Origin of the sequence: Fibrella aquatica (assembly GCF_041321135.1) — a bacterium.
In the GTDB taxonomy this organism is placed as follows: Bacteria; Bacteroidota; Bacteroidia; order Cytophagales; family Spirosomataceae; genus Fibrella; species Fibrella aquatica.
The window spans coordinates 601,605-627,977 of record NZ_JBGGWF010000001.1 but is presented as its reverse complement, the minus strand read 5'-3'; the positions used below and the strand labels follow the sequence as shown (position 1 = coordinate 627,977).

Annotated in this window: 21 protein-coding genes; 11 read left to right on the top strand and 10 right to left on the bottom strand. The window is 53.5% G+C overall.

All coding sequences use genetic code 11. The features are described from left to right. Window position 1 precedes the first annotated feature (1 nt). From ACAW87_RS02260 to ACAW87_RS02240, 5 genes are all read left to right on the top strand, one after another. On the top strand, window positions 2-805 hold the full coding sequence (locus ACAW87_RS02260; protein ID WP_370721520.1) for an IclR family transcriptional regulator: 804 nt from the start codon (window positions 2-4) through the stop codon (window positions 803-805). Window positions 806-818: 13 nt separating this feature from the next. Further along, window positions 819-1,931, top strand: a complete 1,113-nt coding sequence (locus ACAW87_RS02255) for a bile acid:sodium symporter family protein (RefSeq protein WP_370721519.1) — start codon at window positions 819-821, stop codon at window positions 1,929-1,931. A gap of 168 nt (window positions 1,932-2,099) precedes the next feature. Continuing rightward, window positions 2,100-2,957, top strand: a complete 858-nt coding sequence (locus ACAW87_RS02250) for a 3-hydroxyacyl-CoA dehydrogenase family protein (RefSeq protein WP_370721518.1) — start codon at window positions 2,100-2,102, stop codon at window positions 2,955-2,957. Window positions 2,958-3,030: 73 nt separating this feature from the next. Continuing rightward, window positions 3,031-3,864 (top strand): alpha/beta fold hydrolase, encoded by an 834-nt coding sequence (locus tag ACAW87_RS02245; protein ID WP_370721517.1) that lies wholly within the window; start codon window positions 3,031-3,033, stop codon window positions 3,862-3,864. A gap of 14 nt (window positions 3,865-3,878) precedes the next feature. Continuing rightward, entirely contained in the window at window positions 3,879-4,655 is a 777-nt protein-coding gene (locus ACAW87_RS02240; RefSeq protein WP_370721516.1) for an alpha/beta fold hydrolase, read from the top strand. 60 nt (window positions 4,656-4,715) lie between these two features. On the opposite strand, the gene ACAW87_RS02235 is transcribed toward ACAW87_RS02240, so the two are convergent. The 10 genes from ACAW87_RS02235 to ACAW87_RS02190 form a co-directional block, all read right to left on the bottom strand. Then, window positions 4,716-5,390, bottom strand: coding sequence for a hypothetical protein (locus tag ACAW87_RS02235; protein ID WP_370721515.1), 675 nt, complete (start codon window positions 5,388-5,390; stop codon window positions 4,716-4,718). A gap of 37 nt (window positions 5,391-5,427) precedes the next feature. Next, window positions 5,428-6,396, bottom strand: coding sequence for a zinc-binding alcohol dehydrogenase family protein (locus ACAW87_RS02230; RefSeq protein WP_370721514.1), 969 nt, complete (start codon window positions 6,394-6,396; stop codon window positions 5,428-5,430). Between the two features lie 133 nt (window positions 6,397-6,529). Next, window positions 6,530-7,273: an alpha/beta hydrolase gene (locus ACAW87_RS02225; protein WP_370721513.1), complete on the bottom strand. Its 744-nt coding sequence runs from the start codon at window positions 7,271-7,273 to the stop codon at window positions 6,530-6,532. Continuing rightward, window positions 7,270-8,106: a 4,5-DOPA-extradiol-dioxygenase gene (ygiD, locus tag ACAW87_RS02220; RefSeq protein ID WP_370721857.1), complete on the bottom strand. Its 837-nt coding sequence runs from the start codon at window positions 8,104-8,106 to the stop codon at window positions 7,270-7,272. The genes ACAW87_RS02225 and ygiD overlap by 4 nt, the downstream gene beginning before the upstream one ends. A 115-nt stretch (window positions 8,107-8,221) precedes the next feature. After that, entirely contained in the window at window positions 8,222-8,665 is a 444-nt protein-coding gene (locus ACAW87_RS02215; RefSeq protein ID WP_370721512.1) for a DoxX family protein, read from the bottom strand. A 40-nt stretch (window positions 8,666-8,705) separates the two neighbouring features. Next, window positions 8,706-9,368, bottom strand: coding sequence for an NADPH-dependent F420 reductase (locus ACAW87_RS02210; RefSeq protein WP_370721511.1), 663 nt, complete (start codon window positions 9,366-9,368; stop codon window positions 8,706-8,708). A gap of 125 nt (window positions 9,369-9,493) precedes the next feature. After that, on the bottom strand, window positions 9,494-10,072 hold the full coding sequence (locus ACAW87_RS02205; RefSeq protein WP_370721510.1) for a Crp/Fnr family transcriptional regulator: 579 nt from the start codon (window positions 10,070-10,072) through the stop codon (window positions 9,494-9,496). Window positions 10,073-10,118: 46 nt separating this feature from the next. After that, window positions 10,119-11,360, bottom strand: a complete 1,242-nt coding sequence (locus ACAW87_RS02200; RefSeq protein ID WP_370721509.1) for a multidrug effflux MFS transporter — start codon at window positions 11,358-11,360, stop codon at window positions 10,119-10,121. Window positions 11,361-11,680: 320 nt separating this feature from the next. Beyond that, entirely contained in the window at window positions 11,681-13,087 is a 1,407-nt protein-coding gene (locus ACAW87_RS02195) for a Gfo/Idh/MocA family protein (protein WP_370721508.1), read from the bottom strand. Window positions 13,088-13,111: 24 nt separating this feature from the next. Then, window positions 13,112-14,068 (bottom strand): TolB family protein, encoded by a 957-nt coding sequence (locus ACAW87_RS02190; RefSeq protein ID WP_370721507.1) that lies wholly within the window; start codon window positions 14,066-14,068, stop codon window positions 13,112-13,114. A 280-nt stretch (window positions 14,069-14,348) separates the two neighbouring features. Between ACAW87_RS02190 and ACAW87_RS02185 the strand changes: the two genes are divergently transcribed. From ACAW87_RS02185 to ACAW87_RS02160, 6 genes are all read left to right on the top strand, one after another. Further along, a complete protein-coding gene (locus ACAW87_RS02185; protein ID WP_370721506.1) occupies window positions 14,349-15,074 on the top strand; it encodes an NUDIX hydrolase in 726 nt (241 codons plus the stop codon). A 251-nt stretch (window positions 15,075-15,325) separates the two neighbouring features. Beyond that, window positions 15,326-18,643: a SusC/RagA family TonB-linked outer membrane protein gene (locus tag ACAW87_RS02180; protein ID WP_370721505.1), complete on the top strand. Its 3,318-nt coding sequence runs from the start codon at window positions 15,326-15,328 to the stop codon at window positions 18,641-18,643. A gap of 26 nt (window positions 18,644-18,669) precedes the next feature. Continuing rightward, window positions 18,670-20,184: a SusD/RagB family nutrient-binding outer membrane lipoprotein gene (locus tag ACAW87_RS02175; protein ID WP_370721504.1), complete on the top strand. Its 1,515-nt coding sequence runs from the start codon at window positions 18,670-18,672 to the stop codon at window positions 20,182-20,184. Window positions 20,185-20,389: 205 nt separating this feature from the next. Then, a complete protein-coding gene (locus ACAW87_RS02170) occupies window positions 20,390-20,911 on the top strand; it encodes an HD domain-containing protein (RefSeq protein WP_370721503.1) in 522 nt (173 codons plus the stop codon). Between the two features lie 144 nt (window positions 20,912-21,055). Next, window positions 21,056-23,935: a phosphoesterase gene (locus ACAW87_RS02165; RefSeq protein WP_370721502.1), complete on the top strand. Its 2,880-nt coding sequence runs from the start codon at window positions 21,056-21,058 to the stop codon at window positions 23,933-23,935. Window positions 23,936-24,095: 160 nt separating this feature from the next. After that, complete coding sequence (locus ACAW87_RS02160; RefSeq protein WP_370721501.1) at window positions 24,096-26,351, top strand: TonB-dependent receptor; 2,256 nt, start codon at window positions 24,096-24,098, stop codon at window positions 26,349-26,351. Window positions 26,352-26,373 lie beyond the last annotated feature (22 nt).

Here is a 26,373-nt window from a genome sequence, read left to right as displayed (position 1 = left end):
CATGAAAGCGAACGGAACCGACGACGTAGCCGACAAGAATAATGGGTATTCGGCCCCGGCGCTGGAGAAGGGACTCGATATTCTGGAGGCTCTTTGCCAAAGCGAGAATGGCCTGACGCAACAGGAAATTGCGTCTAAACTAGGGCGAAATCTAGGCGAGATTTACCGGATGCTTACCTGCCTGGTGCGCCGGGATTACGTGGCCAACTACGGCAATACGTACACCATTACAGCCAAGCTGTTTCAGCTGTCGCATTTCCATCCGCCTACCTATCGGTTGCTGACAGAGGCCCTTCCGGTGATGGAAGAATTGTCGCGGGAGATATCGTTTCCCTGCGATCTGCGCGTTTACAGCAAAGGCGTTCAGACGGTTATAGCCTCGATTCAACCGCCCGATGGCCTTGGTTTCATGACCCGGGTGGGCTCCGAAATTGCCGTTGCTCCGTCGGCCTCCGGGCTGGTGCTGCTGGCGTTTCAGGAGCCGGTGATCATGGATTTGATGATACGTGAAAGTCTGCCTGACAAACCGGAAGATGAAGTCGCCCGGTTTCGCAGCACGTTGACAGAGGTGAAGGCCAAAGGCTTTGCGTCCATCCAAAGCAACCAGTACGCCGGCCTCCACGCGATTTCGTTTCCCATTCTCGATATAAACCGGAATGCCATGGCGGCCATCACCATCCCGATGCTGGCCCGTATTGACGGCGAGCAGCAGGCATCACTGGCTGAGGTCGAAGAAAAGCTCCGTCAACGTGTGGCCACTCTCAGCAACCGGATTGCGCTGGGAAATACGGGCAACAGAGTTTAGCCCTTAACCAACCATGCAAAACCTATATACCCTCTTACGTTGGAGTTCAGCTTTGTTGGGGCTTTTAGCCATAGGGGTGCTGCTTTTTGGGGATATCCTGACCGCTATGGGCCCGTTCGTCATTGGCGCGCTGGTTTGTTTGGCCATTGGTGGGCGCGGTATTCCGGCCATCCGGCAACTGTCTTTCACCATCTGGGTATTTGCTGCGGTCGCCGTGGGCATGTTTTACCCGCAGTATTTCCAGCGAATCGGTGATTTCAAGTTCACCAGTTTAATCGTGCCACTCATTCAACTCATTATGTTCACGATGGGTACCGAAATGAGTTTGAAGGACTTTGAAGGCGTTGTCAAAATGCCCAAGGCGGTGGTTATTGGGCTGGTGAGTCACTTCACCATTATGCCGCTGGTCGGGTACTCGCTGGCCAAAGGGTTTGGCTTTGAGCCCGAAATAGCGGCCGGTATCATCCTGATTGGGTCGGTGCCCAGCGGAGTAACGTCCAACGTGCTGGCCTTTATTGCCAAAGCAAACATGCCCTTGTCGGTGACCATCGCGACTATATCGACCCTGGTAGCCCCCGTTATGACGCCGTTTCTGATGAAACTGCTGGCGGGGCAATTTGTGCAGATCGACTTTGTGGCCATGATGCTGCACGTGGTCGAGATCATCATTATTCCCATTGTGCTGGGCCTGATCATTAACCGGATTATTCGCAGCGGGGTGAAATGGCTGCAAACGGTTATGCCCATTATCTCCATGATTGGCGTGCTAATGATGCTGATCGTGATTGTTTCCTCCGGCCGCGATGCCCTGCTGAACATCGGGCCACTGCTCTTTGTCGCGTCGGTCATTCACCACTCAACCGGCTACCTGCTGGGCTATTGGAGCGGCCGCCTGCTGGGACTCGATGAGCGAACCTGCCGCACCATTTCGCTGGAGGTGGGCATGCAAAACGGCGGACTGGCTTCGGGCATCGCCCTACAAATGGGCAAAGTGGCCACCGTCGGCTTAGCGTCGGCCATTTCAGTGCCGTGGATGACCATTTCGGGATCATTGCTGGCCAACTGGTGGCGGAATCAACCGCTAAAAGAGGAAGCCACGCCGGAACCGGTTACACCTGTTGTGTAAAGGTTTTTTGACAGGATTAACATGATTTACAGGATTTTTCCTCTGCGCTTACTTGAATCGTTAAAGCAAAAGAAATCTTGTAAATCATGTTAATCCTGTCAAAAATAAATTGATTTATCCCGTCAGTGTATACCGGAGAAGTTCAATCCAATAAGCTAAACAAAGCGTATGGAAATCAATAAAATTGCGGTGATTGGCGCGGGCAACATGGGCCACCAGATTGCCATGTGTGCCGCCCTGACTGGTTTCCGGGTAACGTGCACCGATACCAATTCAGCCATTCTGGAGAAAGCCATTTCGTTCGCCGACACGTACCTGACCGAACGAGTGACGAAAGGGAAACTAACCCAGGAGGCCGCCGATCAGGCACGTGCCTCGCTGGCCTTTGTGCCCGCTATAGAAGAAGCTGTAGCCGAAGCCGATTTGGTCATTGAGGCCATCATTGAGAAGCTCGACATCAAACGCAAGCTGTTTGCCCAACTGGACAGACTCTGCCCGGCGCACACGATTCTGGCGACCAACAGTTCATACATTGTCAGCTCAAAGATTGCCGATGCCACGACCCGCCCCGACCGCGTGTGTAACATGCACTTTTTCAATCCGGCTTTGGTGATGAAACTGGTTGAGGTCGTAAAAGGCCCGCATGTGTCAGACGAGACGGTTAAGCTGGTGATGAATGCGGCCAAAAAAATGGGGAAAACGCCCGTTTTGCTGCATAAAGAAATCTATGGGTTTCTGGTCAATCGCTTTTTGCAGGCTACCCGGCAGGAAGCCCTCAAGCTCCTCGACATGGGCGTAGCTTCCCACGAGGATATTGACACGGCCGTCATGAATGGCTTGGGATACCCCATGGGCCCGTTTAAACTCCTGGACCTTACCGGTGTGGACCTTGCTTACCACGTGGGCATGGAGAAGTACCGCGAGAGTGGCGACCCCGCCGACCGGCCTTCGCCAACGGTGGTTGAAAAATTCACCAAAGGGGAGTGGGGCAAAAAAGTCGGAAAAGGATTTTACGACTACGAATAATTAACCACCGTTTTTCACGTACCTACCAATCAACATGTCGTCAAAACTTCTCATAACGCTCTCACTCTTACTGATGAGTGTCACGATACAGGCGCAACAGCCGTTGCGGAGAGCGTTTCAGCCAGCGAATGTGGTCTATAAAGTGCCCTACGGAAATAATCCGAAGGCAGGTCATTACGTGCAGGCGAACGATGCCAAAATCTATTACGAAGTCTACGGAAAAGGGCAACCGATTGTGCTGCTTCATGGCGGCCTGTTTGGATCTACCGTCGAAATGACCGACTTCATCGACAAGTTGAAGGCCAACTTCCAGGTCATCGCCATCTCTACCCGTGGACATGGAAAGTCGGAAATTGGCAACCAGCCACTGACCCTGGAACAACGGGCTACTGATGCGATGGCGGTCATCAACGCCGTCACCCGCGATAGCGTGATGGTCATTGGCTTCAGCGATGGCGGGTATTCGGCCTATAAACTAGCCGCGATGTACCCCAATCGGGTAAAGAAAATGATCGTGATGGGAGCCGGGGAGATACGTCCGGGATTGAGAGAATTCAAATTCACGGCGAAGCAGGCGATGACCATGGATAAACCTTTTTGGGACCAGCAATTGAAACTCATGCCCGAGCCCAACCGACTGGAGGACATGTTCGCCCAGGTTGCAAACTGTTACAATAACGTCACCATCAGTAAGGATTTATTGAGTACGATCAAATGCCCTGTTTTGGTTATGGCTGGTGATGGCGATGAGGGGAATCCGGTTGAACGTGTTGTCAGTGCCGGTCGGTTTATCCCGAAGCATCAAATCTGTATTATTCCGAACACCGGGCACGGCTGTTTTTTAGAGAATTTTCCGGCGGCCTGGGCCAGTGTTGAACCGTTTTTGACGCCCAGCGCAGTAAAGTAGTTTCACGATCAACCATGCAGCACGATACGATCATTAATGGGGCAACGCTTCGAATCAGCCAGAGCCCTATTGGGAACGATCAGCCAACCCTGATTTTCTTACATGATTCATTGGGCTGCATTGCGTTATGGCGCGACTTTCCTACGAAACTAGGCCAGGCTACCAACTGCAACGTGCTGGTATATGACCGGCAGGGCTACGGGAAATCCAGTCCGTTTGCCGACCACGAACGGAGGCTTGATTACCTCGAAAAAGAGGCTGATGTACTAAACGAGTTAATCAAGCAGTGCGGCATCAAACAGGCCATCCTGTTTGGCCATAGCGACGGTGGTTCCATTGCCCTGCTGGCAGCCGCTAAATACCCGTCCTGCATAGTGGGCGTCATTACCGAGGGAGCCCACATCTTCGTGGAGGGCAGTACCTTAGCCGGTATCCAGACCGCCGTTGAAGCCTACCGGACGACAAATCTGAACGAGCGTCTGCAAAAATACCACGGCGACAAAACAGACGCCGTGTTCCGGGCCTGGGCAGACACCTGGTTATCCGACAACTTCAAGTTGTGGAACATTGAACACTTCCTGCCCCGGATCAAATGCCCCGTTCTGGTTATTCAGGGCGAGCAGGACGAATATGGTAGCCTTGAGCAGGTGCAGGGCATTGTCCGGCAAGTGTCAGGGCAGGCTAGCCAACTCATCATTCCCGGTAGTGGCCATACACCCCATAAAGAAGCGCAGGATGTTGTTTTGGCACATGCAACCTCTTTTATAAATCACTTGTTGGCTTCCTGTTAATTAACTGGCCTGACAGGAAACTCAGGCCAGTTCGATTCACTTTGGCCTGGGTAATGGATCTTACTGTTTGGTGATTTTTAGATCGGTGAAATAGCCTTCGGTACCTACTTCAACCCATAGGCCAATGCCGCCCGACCGACCTACGCCATGTTTCATGTCCTTGACAAGCAGGTTGGGTTGTTTGGCGTCGTTCAGGTAGAGTTTCGCTTCCGTCCCGTTCACCACGATCTTCATCGTAATCCATTCGTTCAGGGTCATATCGGCATACGATTCGTATCGCTCCGGCGCTTCTTTTCGCAGGCGATCAAATTTGTAGTCGGGGTAGGAGAAGTACTGGATAGAGTGGTTACGACGTACCTGATCGTCGGCCCGGCCGTTGGTGGGGCGGATATAAATATTCTCGAAACTGGAATTGGCTTCGTTGATCCTGAACGCCACCCCGATAAAGCCACGGGCCGTTTCCGGTGCATTCTTCAACAGGCGACTCAGCACCTTCACTTCAATGGTGCCGTTGGTGAAGTCGACACCGCTGAGCCGTACAAACGTGGGCTCGTCTACCTTTTGTATCGTCGAATCCTTCACGACCCGCAGGGCTTCTTTACCCATTACCCGCTCAAACGACATGGATACCATATTGGGCAGAAGCCTGTCTTTCGTCAGCTTGATGGTCTGAGCGGTCAAACTCGTTGTGCCAAGTAATAAACTGATAGTGAGCGTAGATAAGATATATTTCATGGACTAAAAATAGGTGTATTTACTGATTTCGATGGGGTCAGGGCACTACTACGATCTTGCCGGCCCCCTGGTTGCTCTCCATAAACTGGTGGGCTGCCACGATCTGATCTAGCCGAAATACCTGACTCACTGCTAGTTTTACCTGCCCCGCTTCGACCTGGCGAATGAAGTCCTGAAACACCACTGTCGGGCTGGTGATCTGACCGCTGTCGTAGGTAGTAAGTCGAACGGTAGCGGGGATAAATTCCATCGGGGCGAAAGAGGGGATCGACCAGCTTTCAGCCAGCATACCACTCATACAGCCTGTGCCGCCGGGCTTGAGGCAACGCAGCGAATCGTGTAGGGTAGACGTACCTACGAGTTCCAGCACCTTATCGATACCTTCCGGAAAAAGTGCCCGGACTTTATCGGTCAGGTGACTATCGTCGATGAGCACGTGCGCGGCTCCATACGCCCGTAAGGTGCTTTCTTTCTGATCGTTGCGGGTTGTAGCCAGCACAGTTAAACCGGCCAGACTGGCTAGTTGAATTGCCAGCATTCCCACCGACGATGTACCTCCGCGAATGAGCAGCGTTTCGCCGGGTTGACAACCCAGGGCCGGATAGAGCGAGCCGTAAGCCGTTTGGAACATTTCGGGAATGGCTCCCAGCACGTCCCAGGGCAGATGGCTCTCAAATGGATGCAGCAGGTGTTTCGGCAACACCGTGTAGTTGGCGTAACTACCGTCGTAGTCCCGGCCCATGCCACCCATCATCGCCAGAACGGGCTGGCCTTTGGTATACTGGCCAGAGGGGTCGTTTTCTACTTCACCCACGCACTCGATACCCAGCACACGCGGAAACTGGACAGTAGGTGAGTAGCCCTTGCGGGTCATCAGCTCCGACCGGTTCAGGCCAAACGCTTTCACTCGTACCAGCACTTGCCCGTCGGCAGGAACAGGTATAGCGCGTTCTTCAAGCAATAACTCCTCGGCCGAACCGGGGCTATAGATAACGGCGGCTTTCATAGGGTAGCTGGAAAAGGGCAGCGCCAGTCCTGACAGTTGTAAAGTTGGCACGAAAACCGGAATTTTCTGCGGTAGGTTACCGGCTCCGAATTCACTGCATAGCCTTGAGCCATATTGTCGATAGACAAATTCATCAATGTTCCACAAACCAGGTATTCAGATCCCGCAGTACGACTTCGTTGATGCTATGCCCCATTGCGTACTCATGGTAGCTAACAGGTACGTGTAACGCGTCGAGGTAGCGTTTGGCAGACCGGCCATAATCGATGGGCAGCGTATTATCTTGTATGCCGTGAGCGATAAATACAGGTAGGTTTGCCAGCGCAGTCCGCTCGGTCACCGCCGGTTTGATTTCTTCGAGTAGCCGGCCACTGAGTGCCACAATCCCCTGAACCGAACCAGGATGGGTCAGTCCAACGCTATAACTCATGATGGCTCCCTGGCTAAATCCACCCAGATAGATCGTATCAAGTTTGTAGAGCTGCTTCATGTCGGCAATGAACTGCCCGATATGTTCCCGGCTTATGACTTCCTGTCCGGCATCGTAAACGGGCCTGCCCGACGAAAAATCGACGTTATACCAGGCGTAGCGGCCCGGTCCTAGTGTGTACGGACCACGGGCTGCAATCACGTACAGGTCGGTAGGTAGTTGATCGGCCAGACCGAATAAATCAGTTTCGTTACTGCCCACGCCGTGCAGCAGAATGATCGCTTTCCGGGTTGTTGTGGCCACGCGGGGTTCGCGCACCAGATAGGTCAATACCGGCTGCGCGGTTGGGGTTATCTGCATAGGTACGTTGTTCAATGGCGTTGGTTGGCGATCGTAAAAGCTAATCCAGCTGATGAGCAGCCAGCTAATCAGTCCGGCGGTGCTCATGCCGCCAGTTTGACCGAGGTCATGGTCAGTGAACCACCCACGGCCTTGTCGTTGAAAAAGGACACCTTGTCTTTCGGAGTTTGCAAACCCAGTGTATACATCAGCGGCAGGTAGTGTTCTGGCGTAGGGATAGCCAGCATGGCTTCTTTACCCAGCGTGCTGTAGTTGATCAGTGGCTTGTGATCCCCCGATTCAATCAGCGATTTGAACGTATCGTTCATTCCTACGGCCCAATCATAGCCGAAGGAGGGGTCGTTCAGGCGATCCCAGGCGACCATCCGCAGGTTGTGCACCATGTTGCCGCTTCCTATGATGAGCACGCCCTTTTTCCGCAGCGCAGCGAGTTCGCGGGCCAGGTCATAGTGGTACTGCGGTCCTTTGGTGTAGTCGATGCTGAGCTGCAACACCGGGATATTGGCTTTGGGGTACATGTGCCGCACAATAGTCCAGGTGCCGTGGTCCAGTCCCCAGTCGTGGTCCAGTTCAACCTGCGCTGAATGAATGAGTTGGGTTGTTTCCAGGGCCAGGGCAGGCTTACCGGGCGCGGGGTATTGCACGTCGAACAGGGCCTGCGGGAAGCCCCCGAAATCGTGAATTGTTTTTGGGAAATCCATCGCCGTAATGCGTGTGCCCCGCGTGAACCAGTGGGCCGAAACTACCAGCACAGCGGTTGGAACGGGAATCTCACTCGCCAGTTTGGTCCAGCGGCGGCTGAATTCGGTATCCTCGATACCGTTCATGGGTGAGCCATGTCCGACGAACAGCACCGGCATCAGGTGATCCTGTATGGGCAAGCCATCGGTGAAATTGTTGAAAGCTGATAAAGTTGTCATTGCTGTTGTTCCTGATAGGAGTAACTGTACGAACCGACGACGGTCAATGTCAGGCGTTTTCATTGGTTGGATAGCGGGTGAGTCAATGATAGTTTTTGCCGGTAGCTTACGCAGCCTATTTGCTCAAGGTAGCATCCACACTGGCTTTGCCACCTCCGGCAATCAGCGCGATCAGGGTCAGCCCAAACAGCAGGATGAAGTATTCCAGTCCTTCGCCCTTATTGGCTTCTACATACCAGTTCATGAAAAAGCCGTTATGCAGGTGGGAGGTCAGCACCACACCGAGGAAATTACCCAAAATGCCCAATGCAGCTACGCGGGTGGCAGCACCGAAAATGAGCATCAGCGACCCGAAAAACTCAATCAGGATAACCAGCAGGGCTACGATCCAGGGCAGTCCCGCTGAACCGGTCAGAAAGCCCATCGTCCCCTCGAAGCCATAGCCACTAAACCAGCCCAGTAATTTTTGCGCCCCATGTGGGAATACTACAATACCTAACGCTAGGCGAGCAATCAGGGCCGTTATGTTTGCCCCGTTCGTTGCGACTATTGATTGCATATACTTGTTTGTTTTTACGTATTAAATTATTGTTTATCAGTTAGTTGTGTAGAACTTTCCAGCCCGCCAGCCAGTTATACCCGTTTTTTATGGTCAGCTGGATCAGCAGCAGCGTCATGTTCTCCAGCGTCCGACTCACCGACAGATCACCAGCGACAATAGGATTAAAACCGGCTGTTGCTACCAGGTCAGAGACGGTTTCGACAGCATCGGCGTCGTTACCAGCTATAAACGTATCAACCTGCTGACCGGCAATAATCGGCGTGGCAAAATCAGCGGCAAAGACCGTGCTGAACGCTTTGACGACCCTTGCATTGGGGAGTAGTTTCTGTAGCTCTTCGGCAGCACTGGAATCCGGCGCGGTAACCAGCCCGCTGTAGGTTTCGTTGAGCGGATTGGCAATACTGACGACGATCTTCTGGTTGGCAACAGCTTCGATCTTTTTGGCTAGTTCAGCCTCGGCACTGTAGGGAACGGCCAGAATAATGATGTCGGCTTCCCAGGAAGCATTGGTGGGGCAGTGGAACGGCTCAACCTCAGCCGACTGATTTTCGCTCTTGATCTCATTGGCCAGCGTCTGCACTTTCTCTGAATCGTTAGCGAACAGCAGCAGCCGGTTATTCCCCTTCGTCAAGGACCGACTAATGCCCGCTCCCATATTTCCCGTTGCACCAATGACGGCTATTGTTTGCTTCGTTTTCATATTACTCTTCGTTTTTGACGATGCAAAATTACCAGCCTCACATGCTCCTCTCCATTGCCCGAAATCAAGAAAGGCCATTGATTCAGATCAATGGCCTTTCTAATAAGTGTCTCATAATCAACCACTCATCTCTCTGTCAGCCGACGTCTAATTCGGCTGAGCGTTTCGGGCGTAAAGCCCATGTAGGAAGCAATCATGTGCTGCGGCACCCGTTGAACAATGTCTGGATAGAGGGTAATCAAGTCTTTATAGCGCTCTTCGGGCGACAGGCTAACGGTGGCGTTAAGGCGTTTCTGCAAGGCGATGTAAGCACCCGTAATAAGCTGCAACATGTAGGCCTGATAGCTGGGAGAATGTGTCAACAACTCCTGGTAAGCTGATTGATTTATGAGCACCAATTCTGAATCCTCGATGGCTTCAATGTTATAGACCGACACATCACCGGCCAGGAAACTGTATAAGTCAGAGATGAACCAGCCTTCCAGCGCAAATTGCAGGATGTGTTCTTTACCATCACTATCAACCGTGTAGGATCGCAACGCTCCCTTTTCAACGAAAGCAATGACCTTACACACGTCTCCTTCCTGCAACAGGTATTGTTTTTTGCGGATTTTCTTTACCGACAGAAAGCGCTGAATTAATGCCCGCTCATCAGCCGTGAGTGGCACCTTTTCGGTGAAATGCTGGAAGTAACGGTTGTACATGGTTGTTTGGGGTGCTTGTCTGGCAGGCCGAAGCCAGGCTCTATTCTTAGAATTTCTCCAGCATGTCCAGGCTCTGCTGGGCGGCGGCATCTTGTCTGGCCACATAGGCTATTCGCCTACGGCCGAGTAGCAACATCGTCAGACCCAGCAGGCAACAAACCAACATGATGACGACCATTGGGGTTGCGGTGCCATTGAAAAAGACCCCAACCATCGCCGAAGCTACAGACCCGCACACCATTTGCAACGCACCCAGCAAAGCCGATGCACTGCCCGCCCGCTGCGTGAAAGGGGCCATGGCTAAAGCGGCCGAGTTGGGGAAGGTGAACCCCTGACAACTCAGAAATAAAAACAGCAGGCCGATCAGCGTATATAAGCCCAATGATCCGCTGGCTATACCGATTACGAGCAGCAGCCCGATCAGGGACTGTGTTATCAAAACCACGCGCAACACCTGACTGCTCGAATACCGGCGCAAGATCAGATTGTTCAGCTGGCTGCTGCCAATGAGCCCGGCAGCGATGATGGCAAAAATGAGTCCGTACTGCTGTTCACTCACGTCATACAGCTTCATAAAAATAAACGGTGAGCCCGCCAGATAGGCGAACAGACCCGCCGATGCCAGGGCACCCGCCCCGGCGTATGTGGCAAACTGCGGTTCGTTGATGACCTGAAGATAGCCTTGCCCAATGGCCGCGGGTTTTAGGGAAAATCCGGGATCGGCCTCCCGGCTTTCGGGCAGCCAGCGTATGACGGCCAGCAGCAATAGCGTAGCCACGCCTGCCAGTACCGTAAAGACCATGGGCCATCCACTGGCGGCGATGAGATAGCTACCGACCGTAGGGGCCAGCAGGGGCGAGATACCCAGGATCAGGACCAGCAGCGACAGAATTTTGGCGTTTTCCTCGACCGGAAATAAATCCCGTACCATGGCATTCGGTGTGACCATGCCAACGCAGGCACCCAATGCCTGTAGAAACCGAAAGGCAATCAGGGCTTCGACCGAAGACGACAGGGCACACCCAACAGAAGCCAGGATGTAAATACCCAAACCGATCAGCAACGGCTTTTTGCGGCCAAAACGATCCAGCAGGGGGCCACATACCAGTTGCCCCAGACAGACCCCGATAAAGAAACTGGAAAGCGAATACGCTACCTGATCAACTGTGGTGTGGAGGCTCTGCGCGATGACCGGAAAACCCGGCAGGTACATATCAATAGAAAAGGGGCATACAGCCGCCAGTAAGCCCAAAATCAGGATGACGACTGTACGATTACGTTGTTTCATGTTGTAGTTGTTTGTCACGGTCAGGTACTTGATCGTATACCTGACGTACCCAGCCATCCAACAGCTGTTTCTAGCCCTCCTGAAGCGGAATAGGGCTCTCGGAATGATTGATTAACGCCTGTAGCGACATTGATTATTTAAAAGCTGTTGCAGTTAGCGTTTCGTCGCATAGCGACCTAATAGTTGTAGCTATATCGTCATACTGGCGACCTAAATGGCGGCAGTATGACGATATAGCTACAACTATTAGGTCGCTATGCGACGAAAATTAATTTAATAAATAGCTATTAATAAACATCGTTCTTGGGAAGAGAAGCGAGCTAGACCACTAGTTTCATGGCAACCGGGTTCCAATTCACGATCTTTTTGGTTAAAAAGCTGGTGTTGCAAGACAGCGCCGGAGCGGCTGCCCGGAAGCCGAACGTAGCATCTTCCACCACAACCTTACCCGTTCTGACCGAGTCGAAGAAATTGGTGAAATGGTCCAGATGGTCGCTGTAGCCATCCGGTGCTTTGAAGACGATATCTTCCTTTTTAGGGCGTTTCCGCTGGTCGGCTGTCCACTTGGCGTCGTACTCGGCCTTCATTTCATCCTGCATACTTTTGGCGAACGTAAATACCGAATCGTAACCGCCAAAGCCGGGGGCTTCGGGCATTAGGCTGTGTTTAATGGATATGTTGTTGCCAATCACATCAATGACTCCTTCCGACCCAACCAGCCGGATCACCTCCTGGCCGCCCGTACCGCTGATGAAGTTTACCTGCAAGGTCAGCTGAAAGGCGGCGTGTTCAGGGCTGTCGGGGTACTGCATCACACCCGACATCACATCGGGCAGGTTACGGCCGTCTTTCCAGTAACTGAACTGCCCGGTGCTGTAAATGCTTTGGGGCCCTTTTGAATTGGTGATAAAGTGGGAACCGCTCAGCAGGTGAATGAACAAGTCGCCCGCTACGCCGGTGCCCACTTCCTTGAAGGCCCGCCACCAGAAAAACTTCTTGCCATCGTAGGGCATTTTTTTGCCTGTAACGGCAATGAACCGCTCCCAGTCGGTGGTCATGGCATCGGCATCTTTGGGAATGGTGTATTCCCAGGCGCCAATTGAGCTTTGGCGGTCATACACGGCATTCACCATGTTGAGTTTGCCGATCTCGCCCGCCGCCAGCAGTTCTTTTGCCTTGGCGTACCCGAGGCTACTAACCCGCTGGCTACCCACCTGCAATACCTTGCCCGATTTTTTGGCGGCAGCTATCACCGGGTACCCTTCGCTGATCTTATAGACCATCGGCTTTTCGCAGTACACGTGCTTACCGGCCGCCAGGGCGTCGAGGGTGATGCGCGAATGCCAGACATCATGCGTGGCAATGATCACCGCATCGATGTCTTTGCGGGCCAGCAATTCTTTGTAATTGCGGGTGGTATAGAGCTGTGGGCCATAGGTTTCTTTGGCGTTATCCAGCCGGCCTGTATACAGATCGCAGATGCCAGCCAATTCTACACCCGGCACTTTGAGGGCCGTGTTCAAATCGAAATGGCCCTGCACACCATAACCGATGACGCCCAACCGGATGGTATCACTGGATGAAATTGGCTTCTCGTAGTGCAGTATGCGCTCTTCGGCTTTTGCCTGAGCCGCCAGCGACGAAAAAGGGGAAGACGCTGCCACCAGACTGGTAGCGCCAATTTGCTGCAAAAACTGCCTTCTGGAGGCCGCGGTGTCTTTTTTCATAAAGGTATAAGGGAGGAACAAGGCCTATTTTACTAGGTAGCTGACAAAAGCTATTTTCTGGCTGTCGGGGCTCCACGAGGGCACATTGATGGTACCCTGACCACCGTGGAAAACAGGGGTAAGGTCTTTGATGGCTTTGGTCTTTAGGTTCATCAGACGCAGCTTAACGTTCTTGCCAAACAAGTGGGCTTGCTTTTCATCGGATGTGTAGGCGATGTAGGCAATCCAGTTATTGTCGGGCGAGGGGTGGGCAAACCAGTTTGAATTGTCGTCGAACGTCAGCTGTTCGGGTTTCGAGCCATCGGCTAGCATCCGCCAGATCTGCATATGACCAGTCCGGTACGAGTTAAAGTAAATGTAGTTGCCGTCGGGCGAATAGTCGGGCCCATCGTCAAGGCCTTCGGTACTGGTCAATCGTTTTTCGGTGCCTCCGAAAATGTCGATCGTGTAAATGTCGAAGTTGCCATTGCGCTCGGCGCAGTAGGCGAGTGTCTTGCCGTCGGGTGTCCAGCCGTGCCAGAACGAAGGCACTTCGGGCGTGACTCGCCTGGGTTGTCCGCCCGTGATCGGAACCAGATACAGCGCCGACTTATACGATTTTGTCGACGGGTCGCTGCGGTCATTGTGGCTAACCACGAGCCATTTCTTATCGGGCGAAATGCCGTGGTCGTTGTTGCATTGGGTGGCAAAACCCGTGTTGAGTTCGGTTACTTTTTTAGAGGTCAGGCTCAGGGTGTAAATCTTGCCCCTGCTGTTGAGAACCAGGTAATTGTCGGGGTGCCAGTTCGGCGCCTCGAAGTGATTTTTGACGGCCAGAATGGTATCAATCTTACCAGTTTTGATGTCGAGCGTCTGAATATAGCTCGTTGTATCCTGTTTGGATTGAGCCACCGAATTGACCGACCAGAGCAGACAACAGGCAGCTAAGCCAGGCCAGCCAAAATGAGGCAAAGCCATTCGACATGGAAGCAGATTCTTCATGAGTAAGGCGTTAAGGAACGGCTATAATCGGCCGACGGGAGTAAATGTAAACAGATAAATCTTATTTTATAAAAAATATATAATAGGTAATAATAATATATTTTCGTAGAAGAATAAGTCTATTTCGTGACAGGGTACTTAGGCAGATAAACCCTACTTTTGCCAACAGACAGCGTATCGACGTACCCAATAGTGACTAGCCAGGTACGTTGCCAAATGCCGATTGCACCGGTTTGACCCGACCGATCGAGACCCGAATGAAGTTGACAGTGCCCGGACGATGAAGAAACTTGACGATGATAATTATATATCACACCTGTCAATCGACTGTGTGATTTTTGGCTACCGCGATAAAGAACTAAAAGTGCTGATTGCCAAATTCAAATTTGGTGAAGGCATCTGGTCACTACCAGGCGGTTATATTCAGAAAACAGAAGGTATTGACAAGGCTGCCAGCCGGATATTAAAAGAACGGATGGGCTTAGAGAATATCTACCTGGAACAGTTCCGCGTCTTCGGCGATGAGAACCGGATTGTAAACAGCCGTTATACAGAAACGCTAAAGTCGGCGCTCCGTAATTTTGACGATCAGCGATTCGATGCCGACGTAACTAACTGGCTAACAAGTCGATTTGTTTGCATTGGGTATTATGCCCTGGTCGATATTGACAAGGTCAGCCCACAAGCTGGCGAGTTTGATGAGTTCCTCGAATGGCGGAGTATCAGAGACATTCCTGAGATGATTCACGATCACGGCGAGATTCTGACGGTTGCCCTTGAATCACTCCGTCTGCATCTTGATCAGAAACTGATTGGCTTTAATCTGTTGCCCGAAACGTTCACGATGCGGGAGGTACAGGAACTCTATGAAGCTGTGTATAACCGACCATTCGTCAATGCTAATTTTCAGAAGAAAATGCTGGATTTGAACGTGTTAGAGCGTCTGGAAAAGAAGTTTACGGGAGCCGCCAACAAAGCCCCTTACCTGTACCGATTTAAAAAGTAGTGTTTCCCGGACCCAGTTTACCGGCTCAAAAAAAGGGGCTCAACCTACGTCAAGCCCCTTTCTGCTAGTTTGATGCTAAGTCTGGTGTAGGATCAATGACCGCCTGGCCTGGGCCAGGTACGTTACGTTAGGAAATCGTTAAGTACTTTTTAGTAAGCGGTCGGTAACGACACAGTTTGGTAACAGCCTGAAAATACTCACGCAACAGGCCCCCGGTAGTTTTGTGGTTTATCAACCATATCCCTATCGCCATGAACGTACCTATACTTCGTTTGTCGATCAGTTGCCTACTGAGCGGCTGTTTACTACTCTTGCTTTCGGGGCCGCTACTGGCTCAAATCTCTCTCACGGGAAAGGTCGTTTCTGCTGAAGATCAGCAGGGTATGCCGGGCGTATCCATCATCATAAAAGGTACGTCGGTGGGTACAACCACCCGCGCCGATGGTGCCTATACGCTCTCTGTTCCTTCGCCAAACAGTGTACTTACCTTTTCATTTATCGGCTATAAATCGCAGGAAGTAACTGCTGGAAACCGCTCGACGATCGATGTATCGCTCCAGGCCGATGCGCAAACGCTAGGCGAAGTGGTGGTGACGGCCCTGGGTATTCAGCGCGAGAAAAAAGCGCTTGGCTATGCCACTCAGGAAATACAGGGCACTGCCCTGACCATTGCCCGCGAAACAAACGTGACCAACCAACTGGCCGGCAAGATTGCGGGTGTAACGGTAGTGGGCAGCCCATCGGGCATTGGCGGATCGGCCAGGGTAACCATCCGGGGCGAACGGTCGGTTGACCTCAATAAGAACCAGCCCCTCTACGTCATCGACGGCGTTCCGATCTCGAATGGCTTCACCGGCGGGTCGGGCCGGAACAATACGGAGGTGGATTTTGGTAATGGAGCCAGCTTCATTAACCCCGACGATATTGAGTCGATGAACGTGCTGAAGGGCGCGGCGGCTTCGGCACTCTATGGCTCACGCGCCGCCAACGGTGTGATCGTCATCAAAACTAAATCAGGGCGGGGTAGCAAAGGCATTGGCGTTGAAATAAACACAAACCAGACCTTTGAAACGCCACTCAAACTACCTGAATACCAGAGCGTATACGGACAGGGCAACGCCAACGGCGGTGATTTTGCCTTCGTAAACGGCGGTGGTGCGGGCCTGACCGACGGTACCGACGAAGCCTGGGGACCAGCCTTTTCGCTTAACAAAAGCTACCCGCAATACGACTCGCCCCGCACCCTCAACGGCCAACCCATTCCGTTCAGAGGTGGTGATTTAAATGCACCGGCCGGCAGCGTGATTACGCCAACGCCCTGGGTGGCCGAAACCGATAACCTGAGCAAATTCCTGCAAACGGGTAATACCAATACCACCAATGTGTCGGTGACGGGAAGCAACGAATCGGGTAACTTCCGGCTGGCGCACACGCTGCTGAGCCAAACCGGTATTGTACCCAACACCGACCTGAAACGGAACACAACCTCCTTTAGCGGTGGCTACAACTTCACCCCAAAATTTTCGGCCAACGCGTTTGTGAGCTACATCAAAGGCGAAAGCGGCAACCGACCCTCGATCAGTTACGGTACCGAAAGCATCATGTACCTGTTCAACTGCTGGTTGCCACCCTCGGTACAGCTTGAGCCGATGAAAGACTACTGGATGCGCGGGCTGGAAGGAACACGGCAGTTTGGCTGGAACTACAACTACCACGACAACCCGTATTTCACGATGTACGAAAATACCAACGGTCAACTATACGACCGCCTTATTGGTAACGTATCGCTCAAATACGACCTCACTAGCTGGTTAAGCGTACAGGCCCGTACCGCCCTCGATTACAGCAATGAAAAACGCGAGTACCGCCGGGCATTCGGCACGCAGCGTTTCCCCTTCGGTCAGTACCGCGATAATCGCATCGTGACCGAAGAGCGTAACAGCGATTTCCTGTTTTCGGCCAACAAAGAAATCAACTCAAACTGGTCTGTTTCAGGTACGTTCGGTGGTAACCAGCTTAGCCAGAAATCAGATTTTCTGGAGAACAACGCCGGGCAGCTCAACATTCCGGGCATCTACAACCTGACCAACTCGCGGGTGCCGCTACAAACGGCGCAAAGCCTGACCGCCAAACGGGTAAACTCGTTCTACGGATCGGCGCAGGTAGCTTACCGCAATTACCTATTCCTGGAAATGACCGCCCGCAATGACTGGTCGAGCGCGCTGACTCTGCCCGAATATGCCCGCACGTTTGGTACGCAGGCCAATTCATACTTCTACCCGTCGGTGGCTGTCAGTGCCGTGTTGAGCGAGATGTTCACGTTGCCGCAGCAGATTTCGTTCCTGAAAGCCCGCGTCAACTACGCTTCGGTGGGTAACGATACGGATGCGTTTACGTTCACGCAGTCATATAACCCAAGCGACCCGTTTGGCAGCAGCCAGGTATACGGCGAAACAGACCGGCTGGCCAATTTCAGCCTGAAGCCTGAGATCAGTAATTCGTATGAAGGCGGTTTCGAGTTGAAGATGTTCAAGCGCCGGGTTGGCCTTGATGTGTCGTATTACCTGACCAACACGCGCAACCAGATCCTGAACATTCCGCTGTCGATCACGAGTGGCTATAACAGCCGCGCCATCAACGCGGGTCTGATTCGGAACAGCGGGGTTGAAGTGGCCCTGAATCTGATTCCGGTAGAACGGCCAAATGGTCTTCGCTGGGCCGTCGATGTTAATTTCTCGGCCAACCGCAGCAAGGTGCTCGAACTGTCTGACAACCTGAAAAACTTCGTGATGGCCAGCCGCCGGGTAAGCATCGAAGCCCGCGTGGGCGAGCGCATGGGCGATATGTACGGCATTGGCTTTGCCCGGGTGCAGAACACCGATCCAACCAAACCGTATTACGACGCCACCGGCCAGTTTGTGGGTCAGATGGTGTACAACGCGGGCCGGCCGGTGCCTACTACCGAGCGCATCAAGCTGGGCAATTATAATCCGGATTTTCTAGTGGGCATCAACAACAGCCTGACCTACCGCAACCTGCGCATGAGCTTCCTGTTCGACGTTCGGCAGGGTGGCGAGTTGTATTCGGAGACGCAAACCGTTGGTCGTGAGGGTGGTATCATCATCGAAACGCTGGAAGGTCGCGCCAATGGCTATGACCTGAATTTGCCCGGTAACGGCGTTATTGGGCAGGGCGTGAAAGTGGGCAGTACCAGCGCCGACGGCCGCGTTACGTTTGTTCCCAATGATATAAAGCTCAACTCGCGGCAATGGCATACCGCCTGGACGGGTGGCCGCAATATTGCCGAAGGGGTGATGTACGATGCTTCGTTCGTAAAACTGCGTGAAGTACAGCTTGGCTTCAACATTCCCGATCGTATCTGGGGCCGGGTTCCCCTGCGCGGCGTAGCGCTCACGTTGGTTGGTCGTAACCTGGCGGTATGGTCTAAAGTGCCGCACGTCGACCCCGAAACAATGTCGTATTCGGGTGGCACCGCCCTGCCGGGTATCGAATACATGGCCATTCCGTCGAGCCGGAGCATTGGCTTCAACCTGAGCGTGAAACTGTAACCCACTCCATTCAACTGCTTTTACCGATGAAAATCATAAAATATAGCCTCCTACTGGCCACCCTTTTCGCTGGTTTTTCCTGCGACAACGACTTCGAGGTCATCAACAATAACCCAAACGTACCCACACAAATATCGCCCGATCTGCTGTTGGCGGGCGTACTGCGCAACACCATCAACGACCAGGTGAACGAAGCCTGGGGCATTGGCAACATTGTAGTTCAGCATACCGCCAAAATTCAGTTCGTCAACGAAGATCGCTACCTCTGGGGCGAGCGTAATGGCGTCTGGAACAGTGTATACGGCAACATGAGGAACGTACAGAATATAATTGATTTAGCTACGATCAATAAGCAGAACAATTACCTCGGCGTGGCCCTGATCTGGAAATCGTGGCTGTTCTCGCTGGCTACTGATGCCTACGGCGACATTCCGTATACCGACGCCACCAAGGCGAAGTCAGAAGGCATTTACACGCCCAAGTACGATACGCAGGAAGCAGTATACGTCGGTATTCTGGCCGACCTGACCCGCGCCAACGAGTTGTTGGGTACCAGTAACGAAGCCATATCGGGCGATATTCTGTTCGGCGGTGGCACCGGAAGTCTGATTCGCTGGAAAAAACTGGCTAACTCGCTCCGGTTGCGCGCCCTGATGCGTATTTCCAACAAGCGCAATGTGGGAGCCGACCTTCAGGCCATTTTAGCCGACAAGACGAAGTTCCCAATCATGGAATCGAATGCCGATAACGCAGCTCTGGTCTATCAGGCAGCCGCGCCAAACCAGTGGCCGCTGTATGGGGCACGGGTGGGTTCGTTCGATGAGTTTCGGGCCAGCAAATCACTGGTCGATCGGCTGAGCGCCCTTAACGATCCTCGTCTGCCTGTATTTGCCCGCCCCGTTGAAAAGCCATCGGCCGCCGGCAAGGTCGAGTACGTAGGTGTACCCAATGGCCTGGGCGATACCCCGGCACTGAACTACAATGGCGGGCCACAGGGCGTGTCGCGGGTAGGTTTGCCATTTGCCTGTCTGGTTTGTAGCAGCCCCGCGCCGGTGCCTAACGTATCGCGCGGCCTGGTGATGACCTATGCCGAAGTGCAGTTTTTGCTGGCCGAAGCCCGCGAGAAAAATCTGATCTCGGCTGGCAACGCCGAAACGTATTACCTGGCGGGTATTCAGGCAAACATGGACTATTACAAAGCCATTGTGCCAGCCGAGTACGGCATCAACATAACGCCGCCAACGGGTTACTTCACCCAGGCGGGCGTTGCCTACACAGGTACGTCGGCCGAGAAATTGCAAAAAATTGGTACCCAGAAATGGGTTGCGCTCATGTTTAACGGCCTCGAAGGCTGGTTCGACTGGCGGCGCACGGGGATTCCAACGGTGACACCCGGCCCCGACAACCTGAATGGCAACAAAGTGCCGGTTCGGTTTCCGTACCCACAAGCAGAACAATCGCTTAATGGCACCAACCGAAACGAAGCCGTTACCCGTCAGGGGACCGATGATCTGAACACCGCCGTTTGGTGGGATAAATAGCACTCCGAATATAGTACGAGCCCCCGGTCTACCCTTTCACAGAGTAAACCGGGGGCTTATTTAAGTTACCGTCAATTTCTTTCTGCTCGAACAGCTACTCAACAAATGGACAGATACGTAAAACCATACCATTTCCTGCTTCTTATTTTCTCCATTGTACTTTTATTAACGGCTTAATAGCAACAATGTAAAGACCTCTCCCAGCATGATTGAACAACTATTTGCACAAAGTGGCGACGATGCTTATTTCGGTGAACCTGTCACGCAACTCGAACACGCCTTACAAACTGCCTTACTGGCCGAAAACGTCGGGGCCGACCGCGACACCGTGTTAGCGGCCTTTCTGCATGACATTGGACACCTGCTACCGCCTGGTTCTGAAGATGGCTATATGGATGGCTACGGCACCATTGACCACGAACGGCTGGGTGCTGATTTTCTTCGGGAGCATGGCTTTTCCGAAAAAACGGCACAGTTAATCGAACATCACGTCAATGCCAAGCGGTATCTGGTAGCCAAAAACCCGGATTACCTAGCCCGTTTGTCGGAGGCCAGCCTACAAACGCTCGGCTTTCAGGGCGGGCCGATGACGCCCGATGAAGTGAATCAGTTTGAGCAACACCCGTACTTCAAAGAGATCCTGCAACTGCGCTATTGGGACGAACAGGCTAAAATCCCCGGTTTACCCACCCGTGATATGGCGTATTATGTAGCCATGATGGGTTGACGCACCTTTTTTGTCATCCCGACGACAGGAGGGATCTTGAGTTTTCTCTGACAAATAGATAAGGAAAACTCAAGATCCCTCCTGTCGTCGGGATGACAAAAACTACCACGTGTCAACACTACTCCCACCCCTCCCACCCCTCCTATGCCTTCCTTTTTCCGCTACGCCTTTCTCCTGATTACACTGCCCGCCTTCTCCCAAAAAACGCACACAACGCTTCAGGTGCCCGGTCGAGCAACCTACTGCCGGATCGATACGGCGGGGAAATCGGTCTTGCCAAGCGGTAGGTACGTTACGCCGGCGGGGAAAACCATCCGGGTCACCAACGACCCGTTTGGATTGGCTCTCTCTCCCGATGGCAAAAAGGCAGTGACCCTTCACGACGGGGTCATTACCGTACTCAACACCAGCACATTAGAAACCAAACGCGTTCCCAATTACGCGGGTACGGTTACCTCGCCCGTGGGTGGCGCTACGTTTCTGGGTGTAGCCTTTGCGCCTGATGGCCGAACAACGTACCTGAGCAATGGCGATAAAGGGCGCGTTATCGTGTTCGACACGGAGACCCTCCGAAAAACAGATAGTATCAGCCTCGACGGAAATGGCTACGAAGACAGCTTCACGTCTGATCTGCTCCTGAACGGTAATGAATTACTGGTGCTCGACCGCGCCAATTTTCGGCTGGTACGTATCGACCTGACCACCAAACGCATTACCGCCTCTATTCCAACGGGGCGTCAACCGTTCGGACTGGCGCTCTCTCCTGATCGAAAAACGGCTTTTGTGGCCAATGTGGGCCTGTATGCGTATCCGCTGGTGCCGGGAGTGACGAAGACCAACAAAGACACGATGATGCTGAAGTTTCCGGCTTATGGTGCCCATACCAAAGAGTCGCGGGAGGGTGTTGAGGTAGAAGGGCGACGGATACCGGGGCTGGGTAGTCCGCTGGCCGATGAGGCCATGAGCGTCTGGATGGTCGATCTGGCCACCAACAAAATCACCGCCAAACTGAAGACGGGCGTTCAGATAGGCGAGATGATTGAAGAGGCCGAGGTGGTAGGTGGATCATCGCCCAATTCGGTGGTGGTGGGTAGCCAATATGCCTACGTCTCGAACGCAACCAACGATAACATCTCCATTATCGACTATAAAACCCGAAAGATAGCGGGCGTTATTCCTATAAAAATAGACCCCAAACTCGACCGTTACCGGGGCCTGATGCCGTTTGGATTAACACTGACCAAAGACGAAAAAACACTGTATGTGGCCCTACTGGCGTTCAATGCCGTGGCCGTGATCGACGTACCCAGCCGGAAAGTGCGTGGGCTTATTCCGACGGGCTGGGGGCCAACCCGAGTCGCGATTTCGCCCGACGAAAAAACGCTGTACGTCACCTCGGCGCGGGGCTATGGAGCCGGTCCAAACGGGGGCGCTGGCTTCGTGAAACCACCTCAGGGAACCTACATCGGCGACATTCAGCTAGGTACGTTCCAGGCCATTCCGTTGAACCCCACCCCAACCCCTCCCCTGAAAAGCAGGGGAGGGGCTATTAACCGGCTTAGCCCCTCCCCTGCTTTTCAGGGGAGGGGTTGGGGTGGGGGCCTGGCCAGCTACACCAAACAGGTACTCGCCAACACCTACGAGACCTTGACAGTAACCGACGACGGTAAAAACCCGTTGCCCGTTCTCCCGAAAACGCGCCTATCAGCAAACAAGACCCCGGAAGGCCGGACCCCGGAAGGCCGGACCCCGATCAAGTACATCGTTTACATTACCAAAGAGAACCGGACGTATGATGAAGTGCTTGGGCAACTCAAAACGGCTAACGGCGACTCCACGCTGGCCCGCTTTGGTACGGGCGTGACGGTACGGTCGCGCATAGCTACCTCGCGGGGAACTAGTGGCCGGACCACCGATCAGCCCGGCGATTCGGTTAAGATCGTTGGCGCTGACATTATGCCCAACCACGCCCGCCTGGCCCGTCAGTTTGCCTTCTCCGACAATTTCTACTGCGATTCTGACGCCAGCATTCACGGCCACCACTGGATGATGGGCACTATTCCCAACGAGTGGGTCGAAGCCAACGCCGCCTCAGAAGGTCGATTTGATGCCTTTTCAAAAGCGCCCGGACGTCGGTTCCCCAAATCGTCGGGCGCCATTGACCCGGAAGATTACAACGAAATTGGTGGCCTGTGGGAAGCCCTGGAGCGCAACAAGGTATCGTTCTACAACTTTGGTCAGGTCAATGAATATGCCGGGAATTACGAAGAGCAGTTCGACACCACGTTCGGCGCGGCCCATCCGGTAGCCTTTCCTATGCCCGCTGCGGCCTTCCGGCATACGTCGCGCAACTTTGCGGGCTACAACACCAACATTCCCGACCAGTTTCGGATAGACCAGTTCGAGCGGGAGTTTACTCAGAAATGGCTCACCAAAAGCAAAAAGACCGGTCGATTAACGCCCCTTCCGCAACTGATTACGGCCATGCTTCCAAACGACCACGGCTCTGGCCCACGACCCGCCGATGGCTACCCGTTTCTGCACTCCTACATGGCCGATAATGACCTGGCCGTGGGTCGGATGCTGAACTTCCTGTCGCGGACTCCCTACTGGAGAAACATGCTCGTGATCATTACCGAAGATGACCCGCAGGGAGGTGTTGACCACATCGACGCGCACCGGTCGCTGTTGATGATGGCTGGCCCGTACGTAAAACGTGGGTATGTCTCCAACACGCACGCCAACTTCGGCTCGATCCTGAAAGTGATCTACAACCTATTAAATGTGCCCTACGTGAATCAGTACGACGCTACGGCTTCGCTCCTTCAGGATTTCTTCACCAGTAAACCCGACTTCCGCCCCTATGACGTTGTCTTGCCCGACGTTCGTATTTTCGACCCGCAGCAGGCCATGAAGCCATACAACAAAACGTTCGATTGGCGGAAGGTTCAGAAAGGCCCCGAGATGGATGACCGCGCCGATCAACGGGCCGATCATTATCGGCAACAGAACGAGGGGAAGTAGCCGTTTGTCGCTTTTACACATGACTTGCTTTTCGTGTGTGTATGGGTTTACGCTGTGGGCTTCGTGAGTTAGGCCCACAGCGTAAACCCATACACACACGAAAAACAATACAAGAAGCTTCCCATCACTATCAATTTTTCATATTACCACTACTCAATCAATGACACGTATTTGTACCCTTCTTTTCAGTTTACTGACTACTTTTTCGTTCGCTCAACAGCTTACCGGTGTCGTGCGCGATGCCCGTACCAACGCCCTGCTGACTGGGGTTACTGTTCAACTCAATCAGGGTCAGCAAGGCACGACTACAAATCAGCAGGGGCGTTTCACCCTTTCGAAATTAACGGCAGGAACATATCAGGTACGTGTCAGTTCGATAGGTTACCGACCAGCTACGCAGACCGTGACGGTCACCGACCAGGTTAACCCGTCGGTACAGATCAACCTGATGCCCTCGGTGATTCAGCTCAATCAACAGACGGTCGTTACCACACAACGGCAGGAAAACCCCGATTTCGACCGGCCCGAAATGACCACCGTTATCACCGCCCGCGACCTGCAACAGCGGTCTCCCCGAACGGTGCCCGAAGCGTTGATTGGCGCTACAGGCGTGTTTCTACAAAAGACCAATCATGGAGGAGGGTCACCGTTTGTGCGTGGCCTCACCGGTCAGCAAACGTTGATCTTGGTCGATGGTATCCGATTGAATAACAGCACCTTCCGTTCTGGCCCGAATCAGTACCTGAATACGATTGACCCGCAGAGCATCAGCCAGATCGAGGTGTTGCGCAGTAGTGGCTCGGTTACCTACGGCTCGGATGCCATTGGCGGCGTGGTAAATGTGCTGACCAAAACGCCGCAGTTTTCGGAGCAGACGCAGGTGACCGGCAGCGTTTTCGGCAAAGCCATGACCCGCGACATGGAATACAGCAGCCGCGCCGAACTAGGCGTGTCTACCGCTTCTGTTGCCCTACTCGGTGGTCTTGCCTACCGTAATTTCGGCGATCTGGTGGCCGGAAAAGGATTGGGATTGCAATCACCCACGGGCTACAACCAGCTGTCGGGCGATATTAAAGCGCGGTTTCGCCTATCGGACAGATTTGTGGCTACGGCGGCGTATCAAAGCCTGAGGCAAGACAGCGTACCCGTTTTTCACCGCGTCAGGCTCGAGAACTACCGGTATTACCAGTTCAACCCGCAACGTCGGCAACTGGCTTATGCCCGACTGGAAGGGTTTTTTGACCACAAATTTCTGCAATCGGTGCAGCTAACGGCCCTGTGGCAAGACCAGACCGAAGGCAGACAGAGCCAGCGCAACAACAACCCCACGGCCATCTACGAACGCGACCAGACCACCACCACCGGCCTAACGTTGCTCGCCAACGCCCAGCCTACGCGCTTCTGGCAGATGCAAAACGGCGTGGAATGGTACGACGACCGGGTAAACAGCAGCCGTCGGGATGTGAACACGCAAACCGGCGTGGGTACGTCGAAACGGGGACTGTACCCGAACGGCGCCACGATGAGCAGCCTCGCCATCTACTCGGCGCACACCATCACGCTCAATCGCCTGACACTGACAGCCGGGGGCCGGTATAACGCCTTCCGAATCATGACGCCCGAAGCAGGGCCAACATCGACCGACGAAGCCGTAATTCGCCCGTCGGCACTGGTAGGCAACGCCGGTTTATCGTTGGCCCTGACACCTTCCCTACGGGTTGTGGGGTCGGTACAGTCGGCGTTTCGTGCGCCCAACATCGATGATCTGGGTACGTTGGGCGTCGTCGATTTCCGGTACGAAGTGCCCAACGCCAACCTTCGTCCCGAACGGTCGCTCAACACGGAGGCGGGCGTCAAGCTACGCACCCAACGCGTGTCGGCGACCCTTCTGGCTTACAACAACCGCCTGACCGACTTCATCAGCCGGGTACGGTCGGGCAATGACTCCATTCAGGGCTACCCGGTTTTCGTGAAACTGAACAGTGCCGAATCATTTATCCGGGGACTGGAAGCAGAGGCCGAATACGAGTTTCTGCCCAACTGGCTCGCCTATGGAAATCTGACCTACACCTATGGTCAAAACGTAACCGCCAACGAACCCTTCCGCCGGATTCCACCCCTGAATGGCCGGGTGGGCCTGACCTACCAGTCGCCAACCGGCTGGTGGACACGCGCCGAATATCTCTACGCCGGAGCACAAACGCGGCTGGCCGCAGGCGACCTGTCAGACAATCGCATTGCCAAAGGCGGCACACCCGGCTGGCAGGTGCTGAACCTGAACGGCGGCTACCGCTGGCAACACGTAACGATCAGCGCCGAATGGCAAAACATCACCAACGAAGCCTACCGCACCCACGGCTCCGGCGTCGATGGCGTCGGCAGTAGCGCTTGGTTATCGGTGCTGGTGAGTTGGTAGCCAGGCTGGTCAGGATTCCCTT